This is a genomic window from Companilactobacillus hulinensis (assembly GCF_003946555.1).
GTDB lineage: Bacteria > Bacillota > Bacilli > Lactobacillales > Lactobacillaceae > Companilactobacillus > Companilactobacillus hulinensis.
Map to the genome: position 1 here is coordinate 35,007 of NZ_RHOO01000014.1, position 15,679 is coordinate 50,685.

At 37.1% G+C, this 15,679-nt stretch carries 9 protein-coding genes and 1 other annotated feature; of the genes, 6 read left to right on the top strand and 3 right to left on the bottom strand.

The window, feature by feature from the left end; translation table 11 throughout:
• Positions 1–7: 7 nt before the first annotated feature.
• Positions 8–979 (bottom strand): hypothetical protein, encoded by a 972-nt coding sequence (locus EKM66_RS08105; protein WP_125763450.1) that lies wholly within the window; start codon positions 977–979, stop codon positions 8–10.
• A 314-nt stretch (positions 980–1,293) separates the two neighbouring features.
• Positions 1,294–1,546 (top strand) — a binding site (T-box leader).
• A gap of 72 nt (positions 1,547–1,618) precedes the next feature.
• On the opposite strand from EKM66_RS08105, the gene asnA reads away from it, so the two are divergent.
• The gene (asnA, locus tag EKM66_RS08110) at positions 1,619–2,626 is read left to right on the top strand and encodes an aspartate--ammonia ligase (RefSeq protein ID WP_125763452.1); all 1,008 of its coding nucleotides are present in this window, start codon (positions 1,619–1,621) and stop codon (positions 2,624–2,626) included.
• Positions 2,627–2,742: 116 nt separating this feature from the next.
• On the opposite strand, the gene EKM66_RS08115 is transcribed toward asnA, so the two are convergent.
• Complete coding sequence (locus EKM66_RS08115) at positions 2,743–3,930, bottom strand: NADH-dependent flavin oxidoreductase (protein WP_125763454.1); 1,188 nt, start codon at positions 3,928–3,930, stop codon at positions 2,743–2,745.
• 184 nt (positions 3,931–4,114) lie between these two features.
• Here EKM66_RS08115 and EKM66_RS08120 point away from each other — a divergent pair, with 184 nt between their 5' ends.
• On the top strand, positions 4,115–5,962 hold the full coding sequence (locus EKM66_RS08120) for an FAD-binding protein (RefSeq protein ID WP_125763456.1): 1,848 nt from the start codon (positions 4,115–4,117) through the stop codon (positions 5,960–5,962).
• 95 nt (positions 5,963–6,057) lie between these two features.
• On the opposite strand, the gene EKM66_RS08125 is transcribed toward EKM66_RS08120, so the two are convergent.
• The gene (locus EKM66_RS08125; protein WP_125763458.1) at positions 6,058–8,901 is read right to left on the bottom strand and encodes a bacterial Ig-like domain-containing protein; all 2,844 of its coding nucleotides are present in this window, start codon (positions 8,899–8,901) and stop codon (positions 6,058–6,060) included.
• 412 nt (positions 8,902–9,313) lie between these two features.
• Between EKM66_RS08125 and EKM66_RS08130 the strand changes: the two genes are divergently transcribed.
• From EKM66_RS08130 to EKM66_RS08145, 4 genes are all read left to right on the top strand, one after another.
• On the top strand, positions 9,314–10,498 hold the full coding sequence (locus EKM66_RS08130) for an exonuclease SbcCD subunit D (protein ID WP_125763460.1): 1,185 nt from the start codon (positions 9,314–9,316) through the stop codon (positions 10,496–10,498).
• 1 nt (position 10,499) lies between these two features.
• Positions 10,500–13,667: an SbcC/MukB-like Walker B domain-containing protein gene (locus EKM66_RS08135; protein WP_125763462.1), complete on the top strand. Its 3,168-nt coding sequence runs from the start codon at positions 10,500–10,502 to the stop codon at positions 13,665–13,667.
• 32 nt (positions 13,668–13,699) lie between these two features.
• Positions 13,700–14,782 carry a YdcF family protein gene (locus tag EKM66_RS08140; protein WP_125763464.1) on the top strand — a complete coding sequence of 361 codons (1,083 nt, stop codon included), beginning with the start codon at positions 13,700–13,702 and terminating at the stop codon, positions 14,780–14,782.
• Positions 14,783–14,852: 70 nt separating this feature from the next.
• Positions 14,853–15,551 carry a Bax inhibitor-1/YccA family protein gene (locus EKM66_RS08145; RefSeq protein WP_125763466.1) on the top strand — a complete coding sequence of 233 codons (699 nt, stop codon included), beginning with the start codon at positions 14,853–14,855 and terminating at the stop codon, positions 15,549–15,551.
• Positions 15,552–15,679 lie beyond the last annotated feature (128 nt).

The window sequence follows — 15,679 nt, forward strand, 5'->3', positions numbered from 1 at the left end:
TTGATATCTAATTTTTAGAGCCGACCAACTCGGACAATCCGACTTGTTCACTCAATACATTTAAATGGTGTTTCATAAAATCAACCGTCTTGGTACCTTTACCTTGTTTGCTGTAATGGGTAGTTTCAATTGCTTCTTCAACTAACTTTTTAACAAATGCCGATTTATCAAACATCTTAGCTTTAAGCATATTATCCATAACAATTTTGGCGGTATCTCCAAAAACAATCAATTGTTCTGGCTTAATAATTTCACATTCTTTGATAAATAGATCAGCACTATTTTTATATGCTTTTTGATATTCCTTTACTGATTCCTCAAGTTCTTCAGAACTACGAGCTGGAGTAATAGTACTGCTATCTCTAGGTTTCTTGCGATTATTGTTAGCTTTTACATCTCGATTATAACGAAGAGCGTCTAGTCTACTACGTTCTTCAGACAATACTTTAATATCCCCACTTAAAAATATCCCTGGATTCTTAGATTCCATTTTAACAAGAAAATTTTCCCCTACGCTACTGGCCTTACTATCCAATGTGTTTTTAAGAATATCAGTAATATAACTGCCAGCAAACTCTTCTCTGTTAGTCATTGCGGCCAAATCAAATGTATGGCTGATTTGTTCTTGATCATGGAACTGATGCCATTTTTCATGATTATAATTATTTTTCCGAACCGCACAGTTCAATCCAACAAACATATATTTTCGATCAAATTCAGAATCATCGTCGACAGAATCACCCACATTCAAGTCTACTCCTGCATATTTAACAGCATTTTTAGGTGTCATTTTAACCTTTTCACCTTTTTTGTTATGGTGTGAGGTTACTTCAGTATTTACTTTTTCATTACTTGGTAAATTTTTAAAAGATAAGAATGATGCAAAGTCAGTTAATCTTAACTTTTTACTAGGATCCTTGATAGAAAACTTTGTATCGACTTTTTCTAATTGTTCACATATTTCCTTTTTTGTTGACACTTTATTGTCCCCCTGATCAACATTTTATTTACATTACACAATAAAATGTAATCCTTTACAAATTGTCTTTCAAGACATTTTTACGAGCTGAAAACCATCTAGAAGCCCTTTTGTATCAGGTGTTCGTTCATTGTGTCGTATTAGACTTTAACTGGCATTATTTTCATATTATATTTTATAAAATATCAAAAAGATTTATACTCTAAAAATCACTTTTGCATTCACTTTAAATTAGTAATCCATAAAATAATTAGTAATATTTTAATTTTTACCTTTACTTTTTAAAAATAAATGATTATTATAAGTGTCACAAGATAAAGACGACAAGAAAGAAGAGTAAGACTTATCAGCCTGACAGTGAATTGGGAATAGTGAGAACCCTACCAGCGCTTGATTTGTCTGAATAACACTTTCTTATGTTTCTAGCTGAAATGGCTTAGCCACAGTAGGTTTAGACGTAACCGGTACGTTACCATCGGCAGAGTATAGAATTTTTGTACTCTTATTGAGGTGGCTTATTTTATATAAGCAACTTGGGTGGTACCGCGAAAGTCTTTCGTCCCTTTTATTAGGGATGGAAGACTTTTTTTGTTGCCTGTCTTTCATCGATCAAATTAAAAAAATGAAGGAGACCTACCTATGCATTTAACAATTCCAGAATCATATGATCCAAAGCTATCAATTATCGATACACAAAAAGCTATCCGCTATATCCGTGAGACATTCCAAGATGAATTCGGTAAAGAACTCAACCTATCACGTTTGTCAGCACCAATGTTCGTTGAAAAATCAACAGGTCTAAACGATAACCTTAATGGTGTCGAAACTCCTGTTTCATTCTCAATGAAAGACATCCCTGACCAAACTATCGAAATCGTCCACTCACTTGCTAAATGGAAACGTGTTGCTCTTAAACGTTATGGCTTCGGTATGCATACAGGTCTCTATACAAATATGAACGCTATCAGAAAAGACGAAGATTTGGACAACATCCACTCAATCTACGTTGACCAATGGGATTGGGAAAAAGTCATCTCAAAAGAAGAACGTACAACTGAAACACTTAAGAGTACAGTTCGTGATATCTTCAAAGTTATCAAACATATGGAACACGAGGTTTGGTACAAGTTCCCAGAAGCTGTTCACCACTTACCAGACGAGATTCACTTCGTTACTACACAAGAACTTGAAGACCGCTTCCCAGAGATGACACCAAAAGAACGTGAGAATGCTATTACCAAAGAACTTGGTTGTGTATTCTTAATGCAGATCGGTGGCAAAATGAAATCTGGTAAGCGTCATGACGGACGTGCCCCTGACTACGATGACTGGAAACTAAACGGTGATATCTTGTTCTGGTATGAACCCCTACAAATGGCACTTGAAATCTCAAGTATGGGTATCCGTGTCAGTGAAGAATCAATGAAAACACAACTCAAAGAAGCTGGTGCTGAAGATCGTCTCAAACTTCCATATCACCAAATGCTTGAAAATGGCGAATTACCATACACAATCGGTGGCGGTATCGGACAATCACGTCTATGTATGTTACTACTAGGCAAGGCTCACGTTGGTGAAGTCCAAGCTAGTGTATGGCCACAAGATATGATCGACAAATGTTACGAACACAAGATTCAAATTTTGTAATCAAATATAATCCTTCCCCAAAAAAGTCCACGTATTTACTATGTAAATACGTGGACTTTTTCAGATTATATTCAGAAATCAAATGTGTTTTGTCACACTTTATTTTTAAAAATTAACTATTTAGCTCCAGCGAATATTTCGTCCAAAGCATTATTGAATAACGAACGATCCGTTGCTTCGTCACTACTGATTTGTAATCCTGGTCTAAATGATTGTAGTAAGAACTCCCAGAATGTACCTGACAAACCTAGTTCATCATGGTCTTGAAGTGACAATGTATAACGAATTGCATTCTCATCACCAGATTCTACTTTTTGAACCCATTTAGGTTCACGTAAGCTTTCACGTCCGATTGCTGCGAACTCAATACCATTATCAAGAACCTTTTCAGCATCAGCTGGTGATTGAATATCACCTACACCAATCAATGGAATATCCTCACCTAAGTGCTCCTTGATCAACAAATTCAATGGTGTATCAATTGATGGATCATTCAATGACTTACGCCATACATTACCCATAGAAACATGTAAGTAATCGATTGGCTTGTTCTTAATTTCATCAACAAATGCCAAAGTATCTTCAATTGTAATACCAGGCTTCTCGACTTCTTCAGGCGACAAACGATATCCAAGAATAAATGGTCTATCAGCATACTTGTCAATTGCCTTTTGAGCTTCATCGATAACTGCAAATGGGAATGCCATTCTCTTCTCTAAGCTGCCACCCCATTTATCATCACGACGATTACTATGTGGTGAGAAAAATTGTTGAATCAAGTAGGTATTGGCACCGTGAATCTCCACTCCATCGAATCCGGCGAGAATTGCACGTTTGGTTGCTTGACCAAAGTCTTTGATCGTTTGTTCAACTTCATCAGCTGTCAATGCTCTAGGCTCTTCAGAATTATTACGTAATGCTGTTACAGCACTTGCACTAACAGGTTGCTTGCCTCGTAAAACTGAAGTAAACGTCATACGTCCAGCACTGAAGATTTGAAGAATTGCCTTAGTTCCATCTTTATGAATTGCATCAGCCAAACTGGCCAAACTTGGAATAAACTTATCATCAGCGGCGCTTAATTCACCCTCAAATCCTTTACCTTCATCATTAACATTAGCTACAGCTGTGATAAACATTCCCGCTCCACCAGTGTGAATGCGGTAATACCTCAATTCATCGCGAGTAACCTCACCATTTGAAAAGCTCATCATTTCTGTCATTGGTGGTATTACGATTCTATTTTTGACTGTGATGCCTTTTTTCTCAAAAGTATACGGCTTTAAAAATTTATAATCTGTCATACATACCCCTCCAATTGTTTATACAATCATGATATCGCTTACAATCAATTTTGTGAAATGTATAATTTACTTAAAGTGTCTATTCAATTAATCAAACATTTAAATTAAATAAGCGCTCACAAAAACAAAAATTGGAATTATAATAATCTTGTTTAATAGTTTCAAAGTTAAAGGAGTGAAGGAAATGTTTAAAAATAGATATACTAGCTGGGACGCAACTTACGATGTTGCCGTATTAGGTTTCGGTGGTGCCGGAGCTACTGCAGCAAGATTTGCAGCTGATAATGGTGCCAAAGTATTGTTGGTCGACTCAGCTCCTGAGGGTCATGAAGGTGGTAATACTCGTTATGCTGGACAAGTTATTTCATCCGGTGATAGTCTCGACGACTTAAGAGAATATTACAAACAATTGGCTTATCCACTTTCATATGATAAGAATTTAATGGATACATATGTAGAGGGACTATATAAGATTCCTGAATTTCTAGAGAAATATCTTGGTGTGAAACCATTCGTGATGAATGAACACAAGGATTCTCCATTATACAAAGGCCTATACTTCATGGCTCATGAATATCCTGAACTACCCGGTTCAAAGACTCATGAGTTAGTTACGGTCCATGAGGGCGTGGCTGATGCTGCACTTTGGAAGAACTTAAGACAACAAGTTTTGGATCGAGCAGATCAAATCGATGTTCTATATGAAACACCAGCTGTTCATTTGATTCAAGATTCCAATAGTAAGAAAGTTATTGGTGTTCAAATCAAACGCAATGGAAAACTACTAGATATCAAGGCTAACCATGGTGTTGTCATGACTACCGGTGGATTCGAGAACAATCCAGAAATGATCGAGACATACCTGGGTGAAACAAGCTTGCATCCAATTGGCTCCTTATATAACAAAGGTGCTGGTGTTTCAATGGCTGAAGATGTCGGTGCAAAGATGTATAACATGGCTAACTATGAAGCCTATGGTATTTTCCATGGATTAACACCAAAGCCACAAGACGGTGAACGTGCCCTATTCATGCCATTTGATTGGCCAGCATTCCATCAAGGCAGTGTCTTCGTTGTCGGTGATGACGGAACACGTTACTTTGATGAAAATGAAATTCACAGACATGGACACATTCAAGACCATGGACAATGGAGAGTGCCAAATGCTCAATTGCATCCATACGTAGTCTTCGATCAAAAGAAATATGACGAGTTATCAAATGACGAAAATGCTCCATATCCAGAATTCTTAAAGATGGCTGTTAAAGCTGATACCTTAAATGATTTAGCAAAAGCTATGAACGTTGACGTTGATAAAATTAAAGGAACAATTGAAGATTTCAATCACTTCGCCGAAGTAAAACGTGACTACGCCTTCAACCGTGATCCTGAAACATTAACTGCTCTTGATGATGGACCATTCTATGCCGTTCCATTGGCACAAGGATTATTGAATACTCAAGGCGGACCAGTTCACAACGCACAAGCCGAAGTAATCGATGTAGACGGAAAAGTCATCCCTAATCTATATGCTGCCGGTGAATTGGGTAGCATGATGGGACGTAAATACAACGGTGGCAGTAACCTAGCTGAAGACCTGATCATTGGTAAAATTGCTGGTGAAAATGCCGCTAATGGTGTCTCTGCCGACTTGACCGGTTACGATGCAAATACATCTGCTAGCCAACATGACGAAAACAAAAAAGTTGGTACCTTAGGTTCGGATATTTCTGAAGACAATTTTGAAACTGGACCAAATCAATATATTGGTAAATCAACCGCTGGCATGGGTAATGAAATAGTCGTTCGTGTAACAATTGACGACAATAAAGATATTAAGAATGTTGAAGTCTTGAAACAGAGTGAGTCCGATGACTATGGCAAACAAGCTGTCGAACAATTGCCAAAAGATATCGTAGCCAAGAACTCAGTTGATGTAGATGCTATCTCTGGTGCATCTGCTTCTAGTCGTGCTATTAAAGAAGCTGTTGCTAATGCATTGAAGACTGCTGATTCTGAGGTTACCGAATAGATTTCGCCTACGGCTCGTTTTACTATATTACTTTTATTTTATTCCAAAATAACAAAAGCCCTGAGAACGTTAAACATTCTCAGAGCTTTTTCTATCTAATTTTGTTTTACAAATACTGAATCATTTTCCGAAATCCATTCTGAACTAGAAACTTTATAATAAGTTATACCATTCAATTCTCGCTTGCTATTAGAAATCCATGCAGTACCACCTGCCACAGCACGAGAAGCCTTAGATACATTTCCATAATAATCAAGATGATAAAGAGCAACATTGTCGTTTCCAGTTACTTTGACTACTCCTCTATTCTTGGTATCCGAAGTCACCTCTGTAACATCTGATGACTTAACATAATTTCCTACACCAACACGATAGAGTGTGTTTCCAGCGCCATCAATTGCTATACGGTCAACAACCCAAGCTGTTTGATATCCTAATTTCCTATCAATCCTTTTAGAAACATCAACTGTACTATATACTTCAGCATTATTTGAATTATCCACATAAAGTATTCCTGCCACTTGCTTAAATGCCCACATATCTTCAGCTTTAACCCATTCATGAGTCGCCACCTTGTAGAAAGTTCCCTCGCTATTTTGAATAGCTGATCCAACCATCCAGTCAGTATCATGAGCCAAGCTCCGTGTTTTCACTGGATTATTTAATGATGGTGAACTATATATTCGTGCATAATTATCAGCCTTTACTAAATAAGGTGCATTAATGACCCACTTCTTATCACTTGAAGGAGTAACTATCACGCTTGAATTATTGCTATTAGGCAAAACCTTAACTTGCGTTGTCTTTATTAAACCACCGTATGCGAAAATAACATCATATGTTCCAGGAGTTTTGATATCCAACTTTGATGAATCAATTGATACTTTAGATAAGTCAACAGAATTTCCATTCTCATCTGTTGCACTTACAAAGCTACTACTTGCATTCCATTTTTCACCTACGCGTACTGATGATGGTTTCAATTCCATTGTCGCATCTTGCGTTACTGTCACTGGTACTGTTCTTGTAATACCATCGTAACTATATATCACATTATATACTCCGGGAGTTTCAATATCTAGTTTTGATGAATCTACCATCACTTCAGATAAATCAACAGCGTTACCATTCTCATCTGTTGCACTTACAAAACTACTATTTGCATCCCACTTAGTCCCTACATGTACAGTTGACGGTTTGACAGCCAATGTTGAAAGCTGTGTAACTGTCACTTTAGCAATGGAGCTTACATTACCATACGTAAAAATGACATTGTAAACACCAGCTATATCAGGTTTTATCTTAGAGGAATCCACTTTAATCCTAGATATATCCAATGGTTCTCCATACTCATCCATTGCGCTATCAAAGTTATCTTTGACATTCCACGATTCGCCCGGCTTTAAATTAGAATCATGAACTTTGATTGTTGGTTCAACAGTATTTTTAACAACATTAACTACGGTACTTGATGAATAATCATTAAATCTATAAATAACTGTATAAGTTGCTGGTTCCGATAAATCTATATTCACACCAGTTTCAGGAATATCAGTTCCATTTTTTTTAATTTCAACTGATGTTAAATTCTCATACGGAATTGAATTACCATTTTCGTCTGTACTATTTATCGCATCATAAGTCTCAGATGGACTCCATTTTTTTCCTTTTTCAACATCCAAAGTGACATTCTTTTTAGATGCAATACTTGGATCTTTTATAATGCTAAAATCATGCACTGAGGGATCGATATCTGTTATTCCTAATGATTCATAATAAGCCATATACATCGGACTAGCAGCACCTATCGTAATAGTTTTTGTCGTAGTTCCATCTGAGAACTTATATCCTGCAGGTGCCGCTATACTAGTAGTATTACCTATTTGCATTTCATCCATTGTTTTTGTGCTTATTGTTTTATTACCCAAAACAAAATTTACAGAATTACTCAACTTAGTTAATTCATCTTTTATTATGGGTTTATCAAATCTATTACTATGTATCCCATTATATAGCATATAAGTAACTGGATTGGGCTCACTTGTCAGTTCAGTTCTAAATCCAATCGGAAGCAAACTTGTCATGAACCCTGATGGTCCCATATTTTCATCCAAATAAGTTATATAGAGACTGGGAAACTTTATCTCCCCATATTTAAATCCATACACAACTGGAAGAACTTGTGCCGTACTCCCTTCCGCTCTAGTAACATAAACAGTTTTAGTTATTCCATCTATATATGAACTAGCATTCGTTCCATCATATGCTACTCCAATAGTTTGAATTCTGTCAGACTCATTTATAAGTGCATAACCATCGGGAAGAGACTTAGTTAGATCTACGGTATCTCCAGCATTACCAACAAAAATTCTATCTCCTCGCTGATTAGTCACTGCATTTTGCTCTGCGCCATCTGTTCCCTTGATTTTATAATTAATAATAATTCCACTATTCGCACTAGGATCATAATTGTTTCTATTATTCCAATCAAGTAAATCTCCTTGAGAATCGGAAACAGGAATTTCTTTAGATGCTGGTGTGGACGAATCTGAAACTGACTCGTCACTATTGGAAGAAACAGTTTCATTCACACTAGGTATTTGATTATCTCTCTCCGTATTATCATTAATATCGTTTTCAGATTGATCATCAGAATTATTATTACCAGCTGGCAATGCCTTCCTAGATAACTTCGAACTATTATCTGGTTCATCTGCATTATCTTTAGTATCTGGAACAAAACCAGTTTCTGCGTCTGTACCATTCTCACTTATTGTTCCATTAACTTCGTTCTGATTAACTGTCTGACTATTAACTTGTTGGTCATCAACGGTCGCACTTACTTTAGTAGTATTTAATCCTCCCAAAATAATTGCTGAAAAGAAAGTTACCCCTACAATCGTTAATTTTCTCCTCTTTGATAATTTAACGTTATTCATAAGTAAATCCCCCCAAACTGTATTGTGATAGCGGTTACAACAAATAAAGTATACATCATTAATCCAAAGTTAAACTTCAAAAAATAGTTCCTTTGATTTTCAATACAGTGACCGATAAAAACTAGATAGATTATACAGATATCGTACCTAGCATCATTAGCTGGAGATTACAAAAAATTTATCAGCCGTGAGAGTGGCAAAGCCACTGGAAGAGCTTGGAGATTTGCGATGCAAAGCTTCAAGTCGAGATTCAAGACCGCATTTTGGCTTGAATCGTTCCACACGGCAGATAATTTTTTTCGTAATCGGAAGCGGCAACAAAAACCAAAAAACTTATCAAGAGAGTGTAAGAATAAAGACTTCCTACACTCTCTTTTTTGCTACAATTAACATATCTAACGGAGGGATTAATATGAAACTATTACACACTGCCGATTGGCACATTGGTCGAACGCTTAACGGCTACTCGTTATTAGACGAACAAAAATATGCCTTCAAACAAATTCTACAAATTGCTAAAGATGAAAAAGTCGATGGTATCGTGGTCGCTGGGGATATTTATGACCGCGCCATCCCTAGTACTGATGCAATTACTACCTTAAATGAGATGTTCAAAGAACTGAATATCGACAATAAGTTTCCCATCTACGCCATTTCAGGAAATCACGATGGTGCTAAGCGTCTGAATTACGGACGTGACTGGATGGAATTCAATAATTTTCACATCAATACCTTACTAGAAGAAGCATTCACACCAATTGAAACTGAAGATACGCAACTGTTCTTACTACCCTTCTTCGATCCAATGGATGCCCGTGTCTATTATCAGCAACAAGGTATGGACGAGGATAAAGTTAAAGGCATCAGAACTATTGGCGATGCAATGACATTAGTCGTAAATGACATGTACAAATCATTCGATACCGACAAAAAACACATTTTGATAACTCACTTCGCGGTATCTCCCAGTGCCGATAAAGAAATAGAGTTAACTAGTGAAACAACTTCAAAAGTCGGTGGACTTGAAACGGTGATTGCTTCACAGTTCGACAAGTTCGACTACGTAATGCTTGGTCACATTCACACTCACCTCGCATCACCAAGCGACAAGATCAGATACAGCGGAAGTCCAGTCAAATTCAACGTCAAAGAAGCCAAGATGACTACTGACAAAGGTATTTATATCGTTGATACCGACGAGCAACCAGACAAAACAGATTTCCGCAAAATCACACCCGGAACCGACCTAATAGTACTGGAAGAAACTTGGGAAACTTTACTCGATCCAGAATTCTATTCCAAACAACCTGTCAGAAAAGATTGGTTCGCCATCACCATCAAAGAATTTGATCGCAGTCAGCACGTCTCAACTAATGTGCGTGCACAACTACAGGATATCTACGGAACTGTCGTCGAGTTGGATTATGACAATGTCGAGAAGAAGAATGATCAAGAAGCAACTTCACAAAATATCAGTCAAATGAGTAATGAGGATGTTGTCGGTAAATTCTTCGAATCAATTACTGGTGATGAGCTATCAGAAGAACAAAAATCATTAGTTGATAATATCTTCGTAGAATTAGAAAGGGGCGAATAAATTGAAACCAGTTTACTTAGAGATGAATTATTTTGGACCACATGAACATTCAATTATCGACTTCAGACGATTAGAAGAAGCACCCATTTTCCTAATTGGTGGTGATACTGGAGCTGGTAAATCAACGATTTTTGATGCCATGACTTTCGCCCTTTTTGGCAGTACAACTAGTGATCGCGATGCCAAAGAAATGCGTAGCCAGTTTGCCCCAGATAATGGTGCTACCAGTGTTATTTTTTACTTTGAACAAGGAAATAACCTCTACAAAGTTGAGCGCACACCAGAACAAAGATTAGAAAAAAGCCGAGGAAAAGGTTTGACCAACAAAAAGCCCACCGCAACACTTGGTATAGTTGAAAAAGTTGGTGGAGCTGAAATTCAAAGTATCGCCGGTAAACCAGTTGATGTCGGTACAGAAATCGCCGATATCTTGAAGTTAAACGCCGATCAATTCAAAAAGATCATCTTGCTTCCACAAAATGATTTTTCGGAATTCTTGAAAGCTAAAACTGACGACAAAGTATCCATCCTCAAGCGAATATTTGGTACTCAAATTTTTGACGACTTCACAGATGCATTAAAAGCCAAATATGATGACGCCAAAAAACAAAATACTGGCTTTGAAACTGAAATAAATACCCAGATAACTGCCATGAACTTGGACGAATCAGAATTAGAAACGCTCAAACATGAAGCTGACGACCAAAAGGTCATAATTCTAGAGAAATTCGTTGCTGAGCGAAAATCACAAATGGCTGAGGCTCAAAGTGAAGCTGATATAACAAATAAAGCTCTCACTAAAGCCGACCAAGAACTAAAAGCCGCCACGGACATCCAGAAAAAGTTCGAACGTTTAGATGAATTGAAAGCCCAATTCAAAACAGATATTACTGATAAACAAGCAGACGTTGAAGAATCGATCAAACACGTGGCTGAACTCAACTGGGCTAATGAACTAAAAGATATTATCCGAGATTTAGACAGGACAAATGGCGAACAAAAGCACAGTCTTGATGACAAAAATGCCATCGAAACTCAATTGTCATCCGCCAAGAAACAAAATGCCGATGCTGATGAAAACTTAACCATTCTAACTGATAAGCAATCTAATATTGATGCTAAAAACAAACGTGTGGATTCATTATCTAACCTGATTCCCTTAGTTTCTCGTCGCGAAGAGTTAACTCACAATCTAGCTCTTGTGCAACCACAAATAGAAACGATTTCTGCTGAAATAACTAAGCAAACTAAAACTTCCGACGATCTGAGAACTCAAATCGCATCTAAACAAGCTAATTTGATTTCTACTGAAACACTACAAAAACAAAAAGATGACTTGTTACATGAAAAAGATAACTTCGTAGAAACACTGTCACCTATCAAAACCAGGCAAGATAGTATCACACATGATATCTCAAAATTACAAAGTAAATTGATCGATGCTAAATCAGAGGTAGAAATAAGACAAAACAAGCTTGAGACCGCCAAAGAAGATTACCAACAAAAGATTGGAACCAGACAATCATTAATGATTGCTCAGCTCCAACAAGAATTAGTTGATGGACAGCCTTGTGTCGTCTGCGGATCGACTGTTCATCCCAATGTTAGTCATGAGGTCGTTGCAAACGAAGGTGAATTAAAGAAGTCGATTGACGACGTGGATACCTCTCAAAAGAATTTTGCAGCTGCTGAACAAAACTTAAAAACTGCTCAAAAAAATCTTACTGAAATTACTAAGCAACTTGATGATTCAAATAAAGAATTAATATCTGTAAATGAACAAATTAATTCTACCTACGTTGAATTAACAAGTTCATCCAAAATCGAATTCCCAGGTGAGTTCGATCTTGATACGATTAAAAAAATCTTCAACACCAAAACTACTGAAATTGATTCCAATTTAGCCACTGCTGCTAAGTTAGCCAAAGAAATTGATACATTAGAGAATTCGCTCAAGAAAAATGAACAAGCTATATCTGATAATCAACTTAAATTAACCGGTAGCAAATCAAAACAAACTACTTACCAAAATGACTTAGCTGACTTGACTGCAAAAATCACTGAAGGTACCAAAAGCGGTCAAGAACTGACAACTGAACAAGCTGACTTAAAACAAGAAATAACTGAGTTCAACTCTCAATTAGAAGCATCCAAAACTAAAGTACATCAAAGTGAAGTTATCTTATCTAACGGTCAAACTCAGCTGAAGGATATTAATGATCAACTTGAAAAACAAATTAATTCAATTGATAAGCTACAAAATAACTTGGATACTGCATTGCAATCTAAAGACGCCAAGACTTCTGATATAACTACTTTGAAGTCTTGGATAACTGAAATTAATGATGGCATCAATAACAAGCTAAACGAAACGATTTCTTCATATAATAAAGAAAAAGAAATGTTGAACGCTGACATCAAAAAAGTGACTGCTGAACTAATTGATGCAAAAGTTCCCGATATCGATCAACTGCAACAAGTTTTGAATACACAAAAAGAAGCCAATAACCTGGCAGTCACAAAAGCTGCACAGCTGAAATTGACTTACGATAATATCTCTGCAAACTTTAAAAAGATTAAACAAATCATTAAGAATCAAAGTAGTTTTGGCAAAAAGCTCGCCGAAATTACTAGTCTATACAACATCGTTAACGGTAAAGATGGCAATGACGATAAGCTGAAGCTCGAAACTTTCGTTGTTCAAAATTACCTACGTAAGGTTCTCGATTACGCCAATCATAACTTCATCAACCTATTATCTAACAATCGTTACAGCTTTGAAATTGCCGAACAAGGTTCTGATAAACGGACTGACCATGGATTGGATATCAATGTTTATGACAACGAAACTGGTGCAACTCGTTCATCCGATACTTTATCAGGTGGTGAAACTTTCATTGCCGCACTATCAATTGCCTTGTCATTAAGTGAAGTCGTTCAATCGTCAGCTAATGGTGTCAAAATCGATGCCTTGTTCATTGATGAAGGATTCGGTTCACTTGATCATGAGACACTTGGTAAGTCGATGACCGCACTTGAAACTATCGGTGAAAATCGAATGGTCGGTGTTATCAGTCATATCGAAACTATGAAAGCTACTATTGGCCAGCAGGTTCTTATTAAGAAAGTTGGGGATGGCCGTAGTACTGTTGAAATTGTTACTAAGTAAATTATCTGTAAAAAAATCAGGGAGGGATTTTTATGAGCCAACAACCTTGGGTTCCAATACCCGCCGTACTTTATTGGTTATGGCTAATACCGATATTTTTCGGAATATCTTTTGCATTAGTTTATCATCGTGAAAAGCGCCGTTTAAGTAACGGAATTTGGTTTAACTTATTTCTATATACATTCTTACCAGTTCTCGCAATGACAATTCTGGGAACTGACAATCACCCACTAATTATTGGAAGTGTCGCTATCTTCGTAGTATTCCTGACAGTAGTGGGTATCACCTTTGCATTACAAGCCTTACTGCTATTATGGAATGCTTGGATAGTTTGGAAACGTGAAAGCCACTCGTTAGCAAATATGCTGACACTAGTACTGGGAATAGCTGTTTTACTGCTACCATTCTTTGCCAATTGGTTAACAGAACACATCCCGCCAGTGGCTGCATCTTACATCATATTAGCTTCAAATATGATATTATTCTATGTCCTATTTTGGTTCTACAATTACCTGACTATGTTAGTGTTGTACCAATTCAATCATCCAAAATATAACCAAGATTACATTATTGTTCTTGGCGCTGGCTTGTTGAATGGTGATCAAGTTTCCCCATTGTTAGCACAAAGAATTGACCGTGGACTAGCCTTCTACTATAAGCAAATTAGAAAAACTGGTAAAATTGCCAAAATGATTTTTTCTGGTGGACAAGGTGGCGACGAAAAGCTCCCTGAAGGTACAGCAATGTTGAACTATGCCCTAGGCGTTGGGCTTCCTAAGGACGATGGAGTCGCTGAAATGGAATCCGTGAATACCTACCAAAATATGTTGTACTCCAAAAAAATAATTGAAAAAGAAAACATTGAGAATCCTAAAGCCATCTTTGTAACAAACGGATATCACACCTTCCGTGCAGGGATGGTCGCTAAACAAGCTGGATTGAAAGCTGACGGAATTGGTGCGCATACCGCTAAGTTCTTCTTACCCAATGCTATTATTCGTGAATACATTGCAATATTCATGCGTAACAAATATTGGCACGCTGCCGCTATTGTGCTGATTGCTATTCTATCTGGCGTGCTTACTTGGTTCGATTACCGTTATGGTGGGAAATAAATATATCTCCCAAACCTGCAATCCCTCCCAAGATTTGTTACAATATTCAATACCAAAAGGAGGGCAATAAATGCAATCAATAGACAAAGCAAGAGCCACTGGCTTGGCTCGTTTCACTTCTCTAGTGTACTTGTACACTGGTCTTGGTGTTGCTTTCTGGACTGTGGCAGCTAATGCCATTGCCAGAAACACTTCACTTTCGTACACAATCATGAACATGATGGGTTCACACGCACTAATCTTTTCACTAGCAACAATTGCCATCGCATTTGCATTCATCAGTATGGCAAATCGATTTGCAACAACTTCGTACGCAATGACGTTCGTTAGTTACATCCTATTCATCCTAACGATGTCAGTATTCGGTGTTCCAGTGTTCTACATGTATACAGCCTCAAGTATTGTCCAATCTCTTGCAGTAACCTCAGTAATCTTCATCGTTTCTGCCGGAATTGGTTTCTTCACTAAGAAGGATTTAACAAGTTGGAGCAGAACGTTATTGATCGGATTGATTTCAATCATTATCGTTTCATTCCTTAACATTGTTATCTTCCACAGTACAGTCGCAGCACTTCTTGTTAACATTGCTGTTATTCTTGTATTCTTGTTCTACATCGCCTTTGATTCACAAAATATCAAACGTATCTATACAAGTTCTCAAGGTTCACAAAACCTTGGTGCCATCGCATTGGTAGCCTCAATTAGTTTGGTAATGGACTTCATTAACATCTTCTTGAGTATCCTTTCTATCTTTGGTAATAGAAACTAGAACACATAAAAATCCTAGAAATATCTGTATAATTACAGAGTTTCTAGGATTTTGTTTTTAATTGTAGTTTAAATTAATATCTGTTATAAAAAACGACAAGCCCCTACAATGGGTTTGCCGTTACAACC